The organism is Hydrogenophaga pseudoflava NBRC 102511 (assembly GCF_001592285.1).
GTDB classification, from domain to species: domain Bacteria; phylum Pseudomonadota; class Gammaproteobacteria; order Burkholderiales; family Burkholderiaceae_C; genus Hydrogenophaga; species Hydrogenophaga pseudoflava.
On the sequence record NZ_BCWQ01000013.1, the window covers coordinates 98,927 to 114,879 of the forward strand.

Here is a 15,953-nt window from a genome sequence, read left to right on the forward strand (position 1 = left end):
TCTGGGTTCCGCGTCCGGCGCCGGTGTCAGGCCACTGGCCAGCCATGAAATGTATGTCATGCAATCGACCGAACTGATCCGTCAATTCCTTCACGAGCGACTGGGCGCCGATCCGCAACTGGTCGTCCATGAGGCGCGCCTGGCGGACATCGGCGTGGACTCGCTGATGCTGGCAGAACTGATGTTCGAGGCGGAAGACCGCCTGGGCATCTCGATCGATTCCAATGTGCCGCCCCCCAAGACGGTCGGCGACATGGTGACCCTGATCGATTCGCTGCAGGCTGCCAAGACCGGCCGACCATGACCCGCCGCCGAGTCGCCATCACGGGCCTTGGCATGGTCAGCCCGTACGGAGACGGCGTCGATGCCTTCTTCGCACACCTGCTGGCAGGCCGCTCGGCTGTGCGCCTGCTGCAGACCGAGGACAAGCCCCGTCCCCTGAACATGCCTTTTGTCACCTGCAGCGGTTTCGATGCGGGTGCGGCCCTGGGCAAGCCCCTGGCCGGCATGATGGAGCGGTTTGCTCACCTCGGTGTGGCCTCCGCGTTCGACGCTTGGCGGGATGCCGGTCTGGAGCGCCTGGCCGCCGATCCGGCCGAGCGTGAGAACTGGGCTTGCATCTGGGGCACCGCCCTCGGCGGCATCCTGGCCTTCGAGAAGGGTTACCGCGACCTGTGGCAGAACGGACGCGAGCGCCTGTCGCCCCTGTCGGTGGTCATGGGCATGAACAACGCCGTCAACGCCCACCTGTCGATCCAGCTCGGGCTCGGTGGCATCAGCATGAGCCACACGGTGGCCTGTGCGTCCTCAACGGTGGCCATCGGCGAGGCCTTTCGCCGCGTGCGCGACGGCGATGCCACGGTGGCCATCACCGGTGGTTCCGATGCCACGCAGGCCTACGGTGTGGCCAAGGCCTGGGAAGCCATGCGCCTGGTGGCGCCGGGCAACGAGGACACCGCCTTCATGGCCTGCCGGCCCTTTTCCTCCGACCGCGCCGGACTGGTGCTGGGCGAGGGGGGCGCCGCCATGGTGCTGGAAGACTGGGACCATGCGGTGGCCCGGGGCGCCCGCATCCACGCCGAGATCGTCGGTTACGGGTCCAGCTGCGACCGCAGCCACCTGGTGCGCCCCGAGGCCGATGGCCAGGCGCGGGCCCTGCGCGCAGCGCTGGCCGACAGCGGGCTCGGGGTGGACGAGATTGGCTACGTCAACGCCCACGGCACCGCGACGGTCGAGGGCGATCCGGTTGAAATCACGGCCCTGCGCCAGGTGTTCGGCGACCGGGCCCCGCGCCTGGCGGTCAGCGCCACAAAGTCCATGCATGGCCACCTGCTCGGTGCCGCCGGCGCGATCGAGGCCCTGGCAACCGTGCTGGCCCTGCGCGAAGGAGCCATTCCCCCGACGGCCCACCTCCAGGGGCGGCTGGATCCCGCCTGCGAAGGGGTGGACCACGTGTTCGAAGGGCGCGAAGGCGTGCCGCTAAGGGCCGCGCTGTCCAACTCCTTTGCCTTCGGCGGGAGCAACGCCGTGCTGGCGTTCCGCGCCGCGCCCGCCCCCTGATTCACCGAGACCGACCATGTCCCAAGCCCCACAGACTCCCCTGAACGACCTCATGGCCGAGGTCGCCGCCCTGATCGTCGAGGCGCTCAACCTCGACGTGACGCCCGAAGACATCCAGCCCGACGATCCGCTCTATGGCGAAGGTCTGGGGCTGGACTCGATCGACATGCTGGAGATCTCGCTGGTCATTTCCAAGCAGTACGGCTTCCAGCTCAAGTCGGACAACGAGAACAACGTCAAGATCTTCGCCTCGCTGCGCTCCCTCTCGGAACACATCGCGAGCCAGCGCACCAAGTGAAGCCGATCACCGGTCACGGGCTGGACGATGTCCTGGCCTGGCGTCCTTCCGGGCCGGTCCGGGTGCGCGAGTTCCTCGCCGATGCCCAGGCCGTGGCGGCGCTGCTGCCGGCCGGCGCCGGTGTGCTCAACCTCTGCGAAGACCGCTACCACTTCGCGGTGCTGTTCGCGGCCTGCCTGCTGACGGGCAAGGTCAGCCTGCAGCCATCGTCCCATTCGGCCGAGACGCTGCAGCGCCTGGCGCAGGAACATCCCGGCTGTTTCGCCGTGGTCGACGGGCCGTTCGACGTGGCCGGGCTGCCGAGCCTGCCGTTCCCGGATCTCGCTGCCTTGACCCGCGTGTCGGTGGACCGTGTCCCCGAGATCGACGCGGACCGTGTGGTCGCGATCCTGTTCACCTCCGGGTCCACCGGCCTGCCGCAGCCGCACGCCAAGACCTGGGGCCGTCTGGTGCAGAACGGCTGCGCCGAAGCGGTGGCGCTCGGGCTGGACCGACGGCCGCATGTGCTGGTTGGTACGGTGCCGGTGCAGCACAGCTATGGTTTCGAGTCGACCTTCCTGCTGGCGCTGCACGGCGGGTGCAGCTTCTGGAGTGGCAAACCTTTCTACCCGCAGGACGTGGTCGACGCGCTGGTCGCCGTGCCGCAGCCGCGCATGCTGGTGACCACGCCCTACCACCTGGGTACCTTGCTAGGGTCCGGTCTGGACTGGCCGGCCCTGGACATCTGCCTGTCGGCGACCGCGCCGCTGGGCACCGAACTGGCGACCCGTGTCGAATCGCACAGCGGCGCGCCGGTGCACGAGATCTACGGATCGACCGAGTCGGGCCAGCTGGCCACCCGCCGCACCACCGCTGGCGCCGTGTGGCAGCTGCTGCCAGGGGTGAGGCTGGTGCAGCACGCCGACACCACCAGCGCCTGCGAGGGGCATGTGGAAGGCGTCGTGCCGCTGTCGGACATCATCGAGCTGCAGGACGGTGGGCGCTTCCTGCTGCACGGACGCCACGCCGACCTGGTCAACATCGCGGGCAAGCGCAGCTCGCTGGCCTACCTCAACCACCAGCTGTGCGCCATCGAGGGGGTGCAGGAGGGGGCTTTCTTCCTGCCCGACGAGGCCGACCAGTCGGCCGATGGCATCATCCGTCTCACCGCTTTTGTCGTCGCGCCCGGTGTGTCGTCGCGGACCTTGCAGTCGGCACTGCGCCAGCGCATCGATCGCGTGTTCCTGCCGCGGCCCCTGGTGTTCGTCGACGCCCTGCCGCGCAACAGCACCGGCAAGCTCATGCGTTCGACGCTGCAGACGCTGCACCGCCGGCATGTGGGGCGAGGGGGCGATCGTGACCCTGTTTGAGCAGGCCTGGCGCGTGCCCGCCGACCACCCGGCCTTTGCCGGTCACTTTCCCGGCCATCCCATCGTGCCGGGGGTGGTGCTGCTCGACCGCGCGGTGCAGATGGCCCAGCGGCTGCGGGGTGGTCCGCTGGCGGGTTGGCAGGTCACGCAGGTGAAGTTCCTCAGCCCGTGTGGCCCGGACGATGAGCTGGTTTTTGCACTGCGCGACGGCGCGCGGGGCGGACTGGCGTTTTCGGTGCACTGTGGCGACCGCGAGGTGGCGTCCGGCGGTTTGTTGCCACCCGCGCCATGAGCCTTCCCGACCCCACGGACAGCGCCCAGCCTGAGTGGATGCGGCGCCAGGAGCGCAGCAATCTGGCGATCCTGCGCCTGATGGTCTGGATTTCGCTGACCTTCGGCCGGGGCATCGGCCGCGTCGTTCTGCACGCCATCGCGGCGTACTTCGTGCTGTTCGCGCCGGCCGCGCGCCGGGCCAGCCGGGCCTATCTGCGCCGGGTGCTGGGCCGCTGGGCGCTCTGGCGCGACGGCTTCCGGCATGTGTTCAGTTTCGCCAGCACCATCCACGACCGCATTTACCTGCTCAACGACCGCTTCGACGTGTTCGACATCCAGGTCCATGGTGGCGAGGCGCTGATCGAATCGGTGCGCAGCCAGCCCGGGGCCTTGCTGGTCGGCGCCCACCTGGGCAGTTTCGAGGTGCTGCGCGCCATGGGGCGTGGCAAGGAGGGGCTCAAGGTCGCGATGATGATGTACGAGCAGAACGCCCGCAAGATCAACGCCACGCTGGCCGCGATCAACCCCAAGGCGATGCAAGATATCATTTCCCTGGGGCAGATGGAGTCGATGCTGGAGGCGCGCGACAAGCTCGACCAGGGTTATCTGGTGGGCATGCTGGCCGACCGTTCGCTGGGCGATGACGCCACGCACGAGGTCGAGTTCCTGGGTTCTCCCGCTGCCTTCCCGCTGGGGCCCTGGCGCATGGCGGCGATGCTCCGCAGGCCGGTGTTCCTGATGGCCGGCCTCTATCTGGGCGCCAACCGCTACGAGCTGCACTTCGTCGAACTGGCCGACTTTTCCAAGGTCGAACGCAGTGGCCGCGACGCCGCGATCCGCGAGGCGGTGCAGCGCTACGCCGACAGCCTGGCCGATCTGTGCCACAAGGCCCCCTACAACTGGTTCAATTTCTTCGATTTCTGGCAGAAAAAATGATGCGACGTTTTGTGCTGGCCCTGCTGGGTCTTGGCCTCTGGACCAGTGCCCAGGCCGCTTTCGACATCGACCAGCTGATGACCGATCTGGCCACGCAGAAGGGTGGGCGCGCGCGTTTCGTCGAGACACGCCATGTGGCGCTGCTGGACAAGCCGGTGCGGGCCAGCGGCGAGATGTTGTTCAGCCCGCCGGACCGGCTGGAAAAACGCACCCTGCTGCCCAAACCCGAAACCATGGTGCTGGACAAGGACACCCTGAGCCTGGAGCGCGACAAGCGCAAGTTCACCATCCACCTGGCCAACCGCCCGGAGGCGCAGGCTTTCGTCGAGAGCATCCGCAGCACCCTCTCGGGCAACCGCAAGGCGCTGGAGCAGGACTACGCGCTCGCGCTGGAAGGTGAAAGCCAGCGCTGGGTGCTGACCCTGGTGCCCAGGGACGACACCATCCTGGCGCTGCTCAAGCGCATCACGGTCAGCGGCAGCAGGAACCAGGTGCGGCACATCGAGTACCTCCAGGCTGACGGCGACCGTTCGGAAATCAGCATCGACCCGATCGAGGCCCAGTGAAGTCCGCGGCGGTCCGAGTCTTCCTGGTCTGGCTGGCGCTGATGCTGGCCGGTCTGGCCGTGGTCTGGAACAGCCGGTTCACGGCCGACATGTCGTTCTTCCTGCCGTCCAATCCCAGCGCCGAGCAGCGCGCCCTGGTGGAGCAGTTGCAGGACGGGTCCGTCTCGCGCCTGCTGATGGTGGCGGTCGAGGGCGGCGACGAGAAGCAGCGGGCGGCGGTGTCGCGGGCGTTGCGCCAGGCGCTGGCGGCCGACCCGGACTTTCTCTCGGTCCAGAACGGTGAGGCCGGTGGCCTGGAGGGCGAGCGCGACCGCCTGCTGGCGCACCGCTACGCGCTCAGCCCGTCCGTCTCGCCCGAGCGCTTCACCGAGGACGGCCTGCGCGAGGTAGTGACCGACACCATCGACCTGCTGTCCTCGCCCGCGGGCATGCTGCTCAAGCCCTACCTGGCGCGCGATCCGACCGGCGAGGTGCTGTCCATCCTGGGCCAGCTCAACCCCGGCGCCCAGCCCCAGATGCGGGCCGGCGTCTGGGCCTCACGCGATGGCGAGCGCGCCATGCTGCTGCTGCAGACGCGGGTGCTCGGTTCGGACACCGATGGCCAGGCGCTGGCCATCGCCAAGGTGCACGCCGCCTTCGAGCAGGCGCGCGCGTCGACCGGCCACTCCGCGCTGACGATGGTCCTGTCCGGACCGGGCCAGTTCGCGGTGCAGGCACGCGAGACCATCAAGAGCGAGGCCAAGCGCCTGTCGCTGATGAGTTCGATCGCCATCTGGCTGGTGCTGTTCTGGGTCTACCGTTCGTTCAAGCTGCTGGCCCTGGGCCTGATCCCGGTGCTCAGCGGCACGCTGGCCGGCATCGCCATGGTCAGCCTGGTGCACGGCACGGTGTTCGGGGTCACGGTGGGCTTCGGTTCGGCGCTGATCGGCGAGGCGGTGGACTACGCCATCTACTACTTTGTTCAGGCCGGCCACCAGGGCGTGGACCAGTGGCGCCGGGTGTTCTGGCCGACGATCCGGCTGGGCGTGATGACCACCGCCATTGGCTTCGGCGCGCTGCTGTTTTCGGGCTTCCCGGGGCTGGCCCAGCTGGGTCTGTACGCGCTCTCGGGCGTCGTCACGGCGGCGCTGGTCACGCGCTTCGTGCTGCCTTCGCTGACCGGGCCCGGCCTGCGCGTGCCGGCACACGAGGTCTGGGTGCGGCGCTGGATGGCGCTGCTCGGCCGGGCGCACCACCTGCGCTGGGCGATGGTGGGGCTGGCGGTGGTCGTGGCGGCCTACCTATGGGTCCAGCGCGATTCGCTCTGGAGCGCCAACCTGTCCGCGCTGTCCTCGGTCACCGCGGACGAGGCAAACGCCGACGCGCGCATGCGCTCCGACCTCGCGGCGCCCGACGCACGCTACCTGGTGACGGTCAGCGCCGACAGCCAGGAAGCGGCCCTGCAGGCGGCCGAGAAGGCCGGGCAGCGGTTGGACGCGCTGGTGGAGCAGGGCGTCATCGGCGGCTACGACTCGCCCGCCCGCTTCCTGCCCAGCGCGCAGCTGCAGCAGCAGCGCCTGGCCAGTCTGCCGCCGGCCGAGGTGCTGCGCGAGCGCCTGCAGCGGGCGCTGGTGGATGCCCCGCTGTCCGCGGCGCGGCTCGAACCCTTCATCGCCGACACCGAGGCGGCGCGCGCCGCCGGGCCGATGACCCGTGCCGACCTCGACGGCAGCGCCCTGGCGCTGGCGGTGGACTCCCTGCTGATCCACGGCAAGGACGGGCACTGGACCGTGATGCTGCCGCTGCGCCCGGCGCCGGGCGTCCCCGATGCCGCCATCCCGGCCCAGCCGGTGGAGCAGGCGCTGGCGGGCAGCGGGGCCCTGTTCGTCGACCTCAAGACCGAGTTCGAGGGTCTGTACGCCACCTATGTCGACGAGGCGGTCGAGCTGTCCCTGCTGGGGGTGCTGGCCATCGCGCTGCTGCTTGCGGTCTCGCTGCGCTCGGTGCTGCGGCTGGCCCGGGTGCTGTTCACGCTGGCGCTCGCCGTGGGCCTGGTGATGGTGATGCTGAACCTCGCGGGTGTCAGGCTGCACCTGCTGCACCTGGTGGGCCTGCTCCTGATCTTTGCGGTCGGCTCCAACTACGCCCTGTTCCTCGACCACCCCGGAGACGGCGAACCGCTGGACCCGGCCACCCTGCTGTCGATGGGGGTGGCGGTGCTGACCACGGTGATCGGCTTCGGCACGCTCGCCAGTTCGAGCGTGCCGGTGCTGCAGGCGGTGGGCATCACCGTCGGTCCGGGGGCGCTGCTGGCGCTGGTGCTGTCGGCCGTGCTGGTGTACCCGAAGCCGGCTCACCCGCCGAGCGGGGTCGCGGCGTGAACCCGACCGAGCGCCTGCTCCAGGGGGCAGACACCCTGCTGCTGATGCTGCCCGGGGCGCTGATGACGCCGCAGCACATGGTGCAGGCCGGCCTGTTCGACGAGCTGGCGAAGCGCCGGCTGGCGCTGGACCTGGTGGCGCCCGACCTGCACGCGGAGGGGGCCGACAACCGGATCGCGCTGCGGCGGCTTGAGGACGAGTGGCTGGCCCCTGCGCGCAAGCACTACCGGCGCGTGTGGCTGGGTGGCATCTCCCGTGGCGGGCAACTGGCGCTGTCCTGTTGGGCGGGGCAGGTGGGCGCGGTGAACGGTCTGTGCCTGCTCGCGCCCTATGCGGGCGGGCGCCTCACCACCAACGCCATCGTGCGCGCCGGTGGCCTGGCGAGCTGGATCGCGACCGACGACCAGATGAGCGACCCGGACGTGCGCCTGTGGCACTGGCTGCAGTCCCCCCCGCCGGCTGTGCCGATGTTCATGGGCTATGGCGACCGGGACCGGTTCGCCGACGGCATGTCGCTGCTCGCGCAGCACCTGCCGCTGCCGCGCTGCGAAGTGCTGCCGGGCGACCACGACTGGTCCGCCTGGCTGCCACTGTGGCGGCGCTTCCTGGACGCCGGCCATTTCGACGCCCAGGCATGAGCAGACCCTGGTCGCCGTCCCCCTTTCTCAAGGCCTCGGCCGTGCTGCACGCCGGTGCGGCGGTGGGGGCGGCGGTCGACCCGTCCACCTGGCCCCTGGCGCTGGGCGCGGTGGTGGCCAACCACGCGGTGATCACCACCGCCGGACTGCTGCCGCGGACCACCCTGCTCGGGCCCAACCTCACCCGCCTGCCGGCCGCCGCCCAGGCGCGCGGCGAGGTCGCGCTGACCATCGACGACGGGCCCGATCCGAAGGTGACGCCGCAGGTGCTGGACCTGCTGGATGCCGCGGAGGCCAGAGCCACCTTTTTCTGCATCGGCTGGCGCGCCCGTCTGCACCCGGCGCTGTGCCGCGAGATCGTGGCGCGCGGCCACAGGGTGGAGAACCACGGCGATTCGCACTCCAACGCGTTCTCGCTGTTCGGCCCGGGCCGCATGCGCGCCGACATCGCCGCCGCCCAGGCCACGCTGGCCGACATCACCGGCCAGGCGCCGCTGTTCTTCCGGCCCACCGCCGGCCTGCGCAACCCGTTTCTGGACCCGGTGCTCGCGGCGCTGGACTTGCGGCTGGCGGCCTGGACGCGGCGCCCCTACGACACGCGCGACGGCCGGCCGGAGCAGGTGCTGGCGCGGCTGACCCGCGGCCTGGGTGCCGGCGACATCCTCCTGATGCACGACGGCCACGCCGCGCTCACGCCCGATGGTCTGCCCGTCATCCTCTCGACCCTGCCGGTACTCCTGCAGACCCTGAGGGCACAGCGGCTGCGGCCGGTGACCCTGCAACAATCCCTGCAATGAGCCAGACCTTCTTTCCTCTGCTGCTGGATGAGGCCACCAAGGGCTTCCGTTCCGGAGGGCCGTTCGCCCACCACTACGCCCGCGGCAAGCTGGGCACCGACCCGATCTTTCGCGAAATGCTGCGGCGCGGGCTGCTGCCGGCCGGTGGCCGCCTGCTGGACCTCGGCTGCGGCCAGGGCAGCCTCTTCGCGTGGCTGCTGGCTGCCCGCCGGCTCCACGAACAGGGGCAGTGGCAGGCCGACTGGCCGGCGCCGCCCCGGTTCCGCAGCATGCGGGGCGTCGAGCTGATGCAGAACGACGTCGACCGCGCGGCCCATACCTTCGGCCGCGACCACCCGGTGGTGCGGGTGGAGCAGGGCGACATGAACGCGGTCGACTTCGGCCAGGTCGACGCGGTCACGATTCTCGATGCGCTGCACTACTTCGACCATGCCCAGCAGACCAAGGTGCTCCAGCGCATCCACGCCGCACTGCCCGAAGGCGGCCTGTTCCTGACCCGCATCGGCGACGCCAGCGCCGGCCTGCCGTTCCATATCTCCAACTGGGTCGACCACGTGGTCACCTTTGCCCGCGGCCACCGGCTGCCGCAGCTGTACTGCCGCTCGTTGGCCGACTGGACCGCGCTGCTGACGGACCTCGGCTTCGACGTGGAATCGGCCCCGATGAGCGAGGGCAAGCCCTTCGCCAATGTCATGCTGGTCTGCCGCAAGCACGGCTGACGGCGGTTTTCCTACACTGCGCCCCATGACCCCGCTCGCGCTTTCCGCCTACACCCTCACCACCTGCCTCGGCCGCGGGATCGACGCCACCCGCGAGGCCCTGCGCGCCGAACGCTCGGCGCTGGCGCCGTGCGCCTTCGAAACGGTGCAACTCGACACCTGGATCGGCGAGGTCGCCGGCGTCGACGACCAGCGCCTGCCCGAGGCGCTGGCCCGCTACGACTGCCGCAACAACCGCCTCACGCTCATGGGTCTGGAAACCGACGGTTTTGGCGACCGCGTGCGCGAGGCCACCGCCCGATACGGCGCGGACCGCGTCGGCGTGTTCCTGGGCACCAGCACGGCCGGCATCCTGCAGACCGAGCTGGCCTACCGCCACCGCGATCCCGCCACCGGCGCGCTGCCCGACGACTTCCACTACCGCACCACGCACAACGCGTTCTCGCTGGCCGAGTTCACGCGCGACCACTTCGGTCTCACCGGCATGGCGATGGCGATCTCCACCGCCTGCTCGTCCAGCGCCAAGGTGTTTGCCGCCGCCGCGCGCCAGCTGGCGCTGGGCACCATCGATGCGGCCATCGTCGGCGGTGTCGACACGCTGTGCCTGACCACGCTCTACGGTTTCGCCTCGCTGCAGCTCACGTCGAAGAACCCCTGCCGGCCCTACGACGCGTCGCGCGACGGCATCTCCATCGGCGAGGGCGCGGCCTTCGCGCTGCTGGAGCGCAACACCGCACCGGTTTCGGGCACGGTGATGCTGCTGGGCGTGGGTGAATCGAGCGACGCGTACCACATGTCCTCGCCGCACCCCGAGGGCCTGGGTGCGCGCATGGCCATGGAGGCCGCGCTGCGCTCGGCCGGCCTCACACCCGGCGACATCGATTACATCAACCTGCACGGCACCGCCACGCCCGCCAACGACGCGGCCGAGGGCAAGGCGGTGTCCGCGCTGTTCGGCGACACCGTGCCGGGCAACTCCACCAAGGGCTACATGGGCCACACGCTGGGCGCGGCCGGTGCCATCGAAGCCCTGATCTGTGCCATGGCGCTCACCGATGGCCGCCTGCCCGGCAGCCCGGGCACCGGCGCGCTTGATCCCTCGATCCCGATCCGCTACCAGCTGCACGGCGAGGACCGGGCCTTGCGCCACGCGCTGAGCAACTCGTTCGGTTTTGGTGGCAGCAACTGCAGCCTGGTTCTGGGAGTCGCGGCATGAGCACACCCTTGACCGCCTATGTCACCGGCATCGGCCTGATCGCCCCCGGGCTTCCCGATTGGTCCACCGCCGCCGCCGTGCTGCGCGGCGAACAGCCCCACATGCCCGCGCCCACCGTGCTGCCGGTGCCCGAGCTGCTGCCGGCGGCCGAGCGGCGCCGCGCCAGCCGCGTCATCAAGCTCTCGCTGGGTGTGGGCCTGGAGGCGGTGAAGCAGGCCGGGGCCGACGCATCCACGCTCGCGACGGTGTTTGCCGCTTCCGGTGCCGACGGCCACAACTGCCATGCGCTGTGTGAGCAGCTGGCGGGCGAAGACCGCCAGATCTCGCCGACGCGCTTCCACAACTCGGTGCACAACGCGGCCGCCGGCTACTGGGGCATCGCCACCCGCGCCATGGCACCGTGCCAGGTGATCGGTGCCTACGACGCCAGCTTTGGCGCCGGCCTGCTGGACGCGCTGGCACAGGTGGCGGTCGACGGGCAGCCGGTGCTGCTGATCGCCTACGACAGCGAGTACCCCGAGCCGCTCCACGCCAAGCGCGACACGCCCGACTGCGGCGCGGTGGCGCTGCTGCTCTCGCCGCAGGCCGACGGCGCGCTGGGGCAGCTCACTGTGGCGCCGACCACCGAGGCCGCCGAACCCATGCCCGACGCCTCGCTGGAGGCGTTGCGCACATCGATCCCTGCCATGCGCGCGCTGCCGCTGCTGCGCCGCGTGGCGGCCGGGCAGGGCGGCGAGGCGGTGCTCGACTACCTCGCGCCCATGCAGCTGCAGGTGGGCTGGCAGCCATGCTGAGCGCGTCGCTGGACCACGCCTGGATCGAGGCCCATGTGCCGCACAAGGGCACGATGTGCCTGCTGGAGCGCGTGGTCGAATGGAGCGATCAGCGCATCGTCTGCGAGGCCATCAGCCACACCGACCCGGCCAACCCGCTGCGCGACGCAGCCCGCCTGGGCGCCGCCACCGGCGTCGAATACGCGGCGCAGGCGATGGCGGTGCACGGCGCGCTGCTGGCACCGAGCGACGCGGCGCCGACCCAGGGCTACCTCACCAGCGTGCGCGGCCTGAGCCTGCACACCGACCGGCTCGACGACGCGGGCGGCCCGCTCACCGTCACGGCCGAGCGCCTCTCGGGCGACGCGCGCCTGATCCTCTACCAGTTCACCCTCCACTGCGGCGAGCGCTGCCTGCTCGAAGGCCGCGCGTCCGTGGTACTTGACGCCCAGTCCCTATGAACACAGATAGCAAACGCCGCCGCGCCCTCGTCACCGGCGGCAGCGGCGGCATCGGCGCCGCCATCTGCGAACGCCTCGCAGCCGACGGCCACCACGTCATCGTGCACGCCAACCGCGGCCTTGAAAAGGCCCAGGCCCTGGTGGAAAAGATCCACGCGGCCGGTGGCAGCGCCGAGGCCGTGGCCTTCGATATCACCGACCGTGCCGCCACCGCCGCGGCGCTGGAGGCGCTGGTCGAGGCCGCGCCGATCCAGATCCTGGTCAACAACGCCGGTATCCACGACGATGCGGTCTTTCCTGGCATGACCGGCGAGCAGTGGGACCGCGTGCTGGACGTCTCGCTCAACGGCTTCTTCAACGTCACCCAGCCGCTGACCATGCCGATGATGCGCACCCGCTGGGGCCGCATCGTCAGCGTGTCCTCGGTGGCGGCCGTGGCGGGCAACCGCGGGCAGGTCAACTACGCCGCCGCCAAGGGCGCGCTGCACGCGGCGAGCAAGTCGCTCGCGCTGGAACTGGCCAGCCGCGGCGTGACGGTCAACGTGGTCGCGCCTGGCCTGATCGCCACCGGCATGATCGAGGGCACGTTCGACGCCGACGCCGTCAAGCGCATGGTCCCCATGCAGCGCGTCGGCCAGCCGGCCGAGGTGGCGCACCTGGTGGCCTTCCTGGCCTCCGACCAGGCGGGATACATCTCGGGACAGGTGATCTCGATCAATGGCGCGATGATCTGAAGAAACCAAGGAGTGTCCGAGCCATGGCCATAAAGAAGTGTTTGCTGACCCTGCCCGTCAACACCTGTGCGCTGGCCTTGGCGGCGTTGCTGACGGCCACTGCGGCGCACGCGCAGGATGCGGACACGGTGCAGAGCGCCGCCCAGGCCTGCATGCGGGCCTGGGGCAGCCAGCACCCGTTCACCGACACACCGCCGCTGCGCACCGTGTCGGGCGCGGTGCGGGTGCTGGGTCGCGGGTCTTCGGTGGCGGACCGCGAGGTCACCGACTACCCCGTGCTCGTGGTGGTGCAGCCGGGCGTGAACGTGCTGGGAGAGAGCGAGATGGAACTGCTCAACCCCAACGGCTGGTACTGCCTGCGCGCGGCGGTCAACGTGGGCGGCGGGCTGCGCATCAAGCTGCACTGCGACGCCCACATCTCCTCGGCCACCTCCGGCACCTCGGTGTTCGGCGACAACGCCGGACGCGGCGTGTCGGTGATGGGGGCGATCAGCGTCGAGCGCGTGGGCTGCGCGCGCAGCTGACCGGGGTGGCTTGAGAGCGCTCGGGCTACCGCGGCTCAGGGCGTTTGATGAACTGGGAGGCACCCGGGCGGACCGGCATGGGCTGCGGGGCACGCGGCACTTCCCGGGCGGCCACCTCGATCAGGGGCTGCCCCGGAGGGCGGACGCCGGGTGGCGGCACGGCGTATACCGGCGTGGCCTCCGGGTGATCGGGGGGCAAGGTCGTCGTTGCCTGATGGGTGGCTGACGACGGGTTGGCGGCGCAGGTGTCCTGAGCGGTCGATACGACGTGGCTTGAGGTGCTGTTCTTCGCCATCCCTCTTTGCGCTGCGGTCGAGTTGTTTGGCAGAGCCTGGCTGTGCGGCAAGCCACTCTGGAATCGTGTGTCGTTGGCCATGCCGAGCACCGAGCGCTGTCCGATGGCGGGGGAGCCATCGCCAAAACGTTGTGCTGTTGCCGCCTGTTGAGCGCCGATGTGTTGCATGGCCTGGTAGTTGAGGGTCTGATTGCCAGCCGTGAGCGAAGGCGCCGCCGACGTCGCATGGGCCGAAGGGCCGTACTGGCCTTGTTCCAATCGCTGCTCGTGGTTGGTGTGTTGCAAGGCTGTGCTTGATGGGCTTGCATTGGATGCGGGTGCCCCGGCACCGCCCCCTGGTTTTGCCATGGCATTCATGCCTTGTGCCGCGAGATGCATGGCGGCGCCGAAATAAGTCATGACGATGACGGGCGCCGCGGCGATCAGGGCAGTGAAGAAGGCCCCCATCATCGCCAGACGGGTCAGGCCGCCGCCCACGTCGATGGACGCATCCGCGCCGCTGACGTTTTCCGTGAGCACCGACACCAGGATCGCTCGCAACGTTCCCGGGTCCATCTGGTTCACCAGCATCGACAGGAAGACCCGGAAGCCGTATTGCGACATCGCCTGCAGCGCAATCACGGCGACGATGCTCAGCGCCGCCATCGCAAAGAAGATCGACAGCAGGTACTTCACCCTCTGCCAGAACAGCGCGTTGGTTTTCTCGAACAGGATGAAGAACAGAAACACCGGCGACAGCATGATGCCGAACACAATCGCCACCCGCGCCATCAGCAGCAGTGACGCCGCGGCGACTGCTGGGCCGCCCTGACCCAGCCAGCCCGCGGTGAGCGTGTTGCTGCCGCCCAGGGTGGCGGCGTTGCCCAGGCCCTTGCCCGTTACGTCCTGCACGACAAGATCAATCAGCGCCGTCGCAGCGATGTTGAAGTCGATCAGATCGTCGATAGGTGTGCTTGTGCCGGTCAGGAAGGAGGCGATGGCCTCCTGGAAGCCCGTCACCTGCTCGGTGATCCAAGGGGTGTTGGCCAGCGTCAGAGAGATCAAGGACAAGATCAGCACGATCTTGGCCGCCTGGAAACCGAGTTCCAGGATGGGCGTGCGCATCGTGCCGTTGATGATCTTGAACCCCTGCACCATGACCCACATCGTGACGAAGATCGACGACATCACGCCAATCACCTTGGCCAGCTCGCGGGCAGCCCCATGCTGGTAGATGCCCTGCAACTGGTCCTCGATCACGTACTCGCGCAAGCGGCAATAGAAAGACGCGTCGTTCAACGCGTCCTGGTAATGCGTGGGCAAGCCGGAGAACACCTCCGCCTGCTCCACGAAGCTGCTGATGAAGTTGGCTGCGTCCAGCGCCGTGCAATCTGCCATGCTTCCTCCCCCGGGCGTTGTCGCCCCTGTTTATTGATTCTCAAATGGGCTGTTCATGTTGATGACCCGGAAGGTGGGCGCCCTGGCGGCGGGCCGCTCGGCCCCAGCCTCGTCGTTGACCGGCGGCTTGCTTACCGTGGACTCCCTGGCCTCGTTCATCTGCACCGCATAGAGCTCATCGCGCTGTTTGTAGGCCTGCATCAGACCCTGCATGCGCGCCGCCTCGCCGAGCATCAGGGCCTGACGGGCCTGGATTTCGGTCTGGAAGCGCTGGAGTTTTCCAGCCTCGCTCTCGACACCGCGGGAATCGTCCAGCAGCTTCTTGATGGCGTCCAGATGCTTGTTCATCTTGTCCAGATGAATGTCGTACTGCATCAGGGAATTGATTGCCAGTTTGCGCCGGCCGATGCAGGCATCAAAGTACTTGGCATTGACCTTGCGTTCGCCGCAGCTGGCCAGGGTTTTGATGTATTTCTCCTTTTCTTCGGCGGCGATTTCGAGTTCTTGGAAGGCTCTGCTGGTGGCTGCGAGGTCCTTTTGTATTTCTCCATCTTGAATGTTGTTTAATCCTCTGACTCGATTTATGCTTTCAAGTTGACGAATTGCCTCGGCGTCGTGTACTGCCCACTGAGCAAACGCGGCTGGGTAAGCAGAAATCAATAAGAGTGTTAGAGCCAGTTGGTGTGAAAATCTGGTGGTCTTCATTAGTATCCCCTGGTAATGCTTTCCCCATTAATAATGCTCCAGGTTGCATCATTAATAAGAAAGTTGTCTGAGGTTGTTGAGCTGTCAGGTGCAAAGCTCACATATAGCTTTTCGGAGCCGTCCTCGTATTGGTAATGCGCGGTTGAGCTTCTTACTGGTGTTCTTGCAGTCAACTCATAAACCTGCTTCTTCGTCATCCCCGGCTGCAACCGGTCAAAAGCTTCACGCAGCGTCGGTGGCTCATCGCTGCCCCCGCCCCCGCCGCCACAAGCCGCCAGCCCAGCGCCCATCGTTGCGGCCAATGCCCATTGCCCCCATCTCCGGCGGGTGATCGGGTTTTGACGGGTGGTATTTGATGTGTTCACGGGCTTC

19 protein-coding genes are annotated in these 15,953 nt (G+C 68.7%); 16 read left to right on the forward strand and 3 right to left on the reverse strand.

The window, feature by feature from the left end; genetic code table 11:
* Positions 1-58: 58 nt before the first annotated feature.
* The 16 genes from HPS01S_RS16250 to HPS01S_RS16325 are packed head-to-tail and all read left to right on the forward strand — an operon-like array spanning position 59 to position 13,204.
* Positions 59-304 carry a phosphopantetheine-binding protein gene (locus HPS01S_RS16250; RefSeq protein ID WP_066158342.1) on the forward strand — a complete coding sequence of 82 codons (246 nt, stop codon included), beginning with the start codon at positions 59-61 and terminating at the stop codon, positions 302-304.
* Positions 301-1,560, forward strand: coding sequence for a beta-ketoacyl-[acyl-carrier-protein] synthase family protein (locus HPS01S_RS16255; protein ID WP_066158344.1), 1,260 nt, complete (start codon positions 301-303; stop codon positions 1,558-1,560). The genes HPS01S_RS16250 and HPS01S_RS16255 overlap by 4 nt, the downstream gene beginning before the upstream one ends.
* A 16-nt stretch (positions 1,561-1,576) precedes the next feature.
* Complete coding sequence (locus HPS01S_RS16260; RefSeq protein ID WP_066158346.1) at positions 1,577-1,858, forward strand: phosphopantetheine-binding protein; 282 nt, start codon at positions 1,577-1,579, stop codon at positions 1,856-1,858.
* Positions 1,855-3,207, forward strand: a complete 1,353-nt coding sequence (locus tag HPS01S_RS16265) for an AMP-binding protein (protein WP_066158348.1) — start codon at positions 1,855-1,857, stop codon at positions 3,205-3,207. Before HPS01S_RS16260 ends, HPS01S_RS16265 begins: the two co-directional genes overlap by 4 nt.
* Positions 3,194-3,499 carry an ApeI family dehydratase gene (locus HPS01S_RS22255; RefSeq protein ID WP_255284231.1) on the forward strand — a complete coding sequence of 102 codons (306 nt, stop codon included), beginning with the start codon at positions 3,194-3,196 and terminating at the stop codon, positions 3,497-3,499. Before HPS01S_RS16265 ends, HPS01S_RS22255 begins: the two co-directional genes overlap by 14 nt.
* On the forward strand, positions 3,496-4,416 hold the full coding sequence (locus tag HPS01S_RS16275) for a lysophospholipid acyltransferase family protein (RefSeq protein WP_218016603.1): 921 nt from the start codon (positions 3,496-3,498) through the stop codon (positions 4,414-4,416). Before HPS01S_RS22255 ends, HPS01S_RS16275 begins: the two co-directional genes overlap by 4 nt.
* Positions 4,413-4,982: an outer membrane lipoprotein carrier protein LolA gene (locus tag HPS01S_RS16280; protein ID WP_066158351.1), complete on the forward strand. Its 570-nt coding sequence runs from the start codon at positions 4,413-4,415 to the stop codon at positions 4,980-4,982. The genes HPS01S_RS16275 and HPS01S_RS16280 overlap by 4 nt, the downstream gene beginning before the upstream one ends.
* The gene (locus tag HPS01S_RS16285; protein ID WP_255284232.1) at positions 4,979-7,342 is read left to right on the forward strand and encodes an MMPL family transporter; all 2,364 of its coding nucleotides are present in this window, start codon (positions 4,979-4,981) and stop codon (positions 7,340-7,342) included. The genes HPS01S_RS16280 and HPS01S_RS16285 overlap by 4 nt, the downstream gene beginning before the upstream one ends.
* Entirely contained in the window at positions 7,339-7,980 is a 642-nt protein-coding gene (locus HPS01S_RS16290) for a hypothetical protein (protein WP_218016604.1), read from the forward strand. The genes HPS01S_RS16285 and HPS01S_RS16290 overlap by 4 nt, the downstream gene beginning before the upstream one ends.
* On the forward strand, positions 7,977-8,777 hold the full coding sequence (locus HPS01S_RS16295; RefSeq protein ID WP_066158353.1) for a polysaccharide deacetylase family protein: 801 nt from the start codon (positions 7,977-7,979) through the stop codon (positions 8,775-8,777). The genes HPS01S_RS16290 and HPS01S_RS16295 overlap by 4 nt, the downstream gene beginning before the upstream one ends.
* Positions 8,774-9,496: an SAM-dependent methyltransferase gene (locus tag HPS01S_RS16300; protein ID WP_066158355.1), complete on the forward strand. Its 723-nt coding sequence runs from the start codon at positions 8,774-8,776 to the stop codon at positions 9,494-9,496. Before HPS01S_RS16295 ends, HPS01S_RS16300 begins: the two co-directional genes overlap by 4 nt.
* Positions 9,497-9,521: 25 nt before the next feature.
* Positions 9,522-10,712, forward strand: coding sequence for a beta-ketoacyl-[acyl-carrier-protein] synthase family protein (locus tag HPS01S_RS16305; protein ID WP_066158357.1), 1,191 nt, complete (start codon positions 9,522-9,524; stop codon positions 10,710-10,712).
* Positions 10,709-11,506, forward strand: a complete 798-nt coding sequence (locus HPS01S_RS16310) for a beta-ketoacyl synthase chain length factor (protein WP_066158359.1) — start codon at positions 10,709-10,711, stop codon at positions 11,504-11,506. The genes HPS01S_RS16305 and HPS01S_RS16310 overlap by 4 nt, the downstream gene beginning before the upstream one ends.
* Positions 11,500-11,946, forward strand: a complete 447-nt coding sequence (locus tag HPS01S_RS16315; RefSeq protein WP_066158361.1) for a hotdog family protein — start codon at positions 11,500-11,502, stop codon at positions 11,944-11,946. The genes HPS01S_RS16310 and HPS01S_RS16315 overlap by 7 nt, the downstream gene beginning before the upstream one ends.
* Entirely contained in the window at positions 11,943-12,680 is a 738-nt protein-coding gene (fabG, locus tag HPS01S_RS16320; RefSeq protein ID WP_066158363.1) for a 3-oxoacyl-ACP reductase FabG, read from the forward strand. The genes HPS01S_RS16315 and fabG overlap by 4 nt, the downstream gene beginning before the upstream one ends.
* Before the next feature lie 23 nt (positions 12,681-12,703).
* Positions 12,704-13,204, forward strand: a complete 501-nt coding sequence (locus HPS01S_RS16325; RefSeq protein ID WP_066158365.1) for a hypothetical protein — start codon at positions 12,704-12,706, stop codon at positions 13,202-13,204.
* A 25-nt stretch (positions 13,205-13,229) separates the two neighbouring features.
* Here HPS01S_RS16325 and HPS01S_RS16330 read toward each other — a convergent pair whose 3' ends face one another.
* From HPS01S_RS16330 to HPS01S_RS21855, 3 genes are read right to left on the reverse strand one after another with little or no spacing between them, the layout of a single operon-like run.
* Positions 13,230-14,876, reverse strand: coding sequence for a TrbL/VirB6 family protein (locus tag HPS01S_RS16330; protein WP_066158367.1), 1,647 nt, complete (start codon positions 14,874-14,876; stop codon positions 13,230-13,232).
* 30 nt (positions 14,877-14,906) lie between these two features.
* The gene (locus tag HPS01S_RS21850) at positions 14,907-15,581 is read right to left on the reverse strand and encodes a hypothetical protein (RefSeq protein WP_157576381.1); all 675 of its coding nucleotides are present in this window, start codon (positions 15,579-15,581) and stop codon (positions 14,907-14,909) included.
* Positions 15,581-15,946, reverse strand: coding sequence for a hypothetical protein (locus HPS01S_RS21855; protein WP_157576384.1), 366 nt, complete (start codon positions 15,944-15,946; stop codon positions 15,581-15,583). Before HPS01S_RS21855 ends, HPS01S_RS21850 begins: the two co-directional genes overlap by 1 nt.
* Between the last annotated feature and the right edge of the window lie 7 nt (positions 15,947-15,953).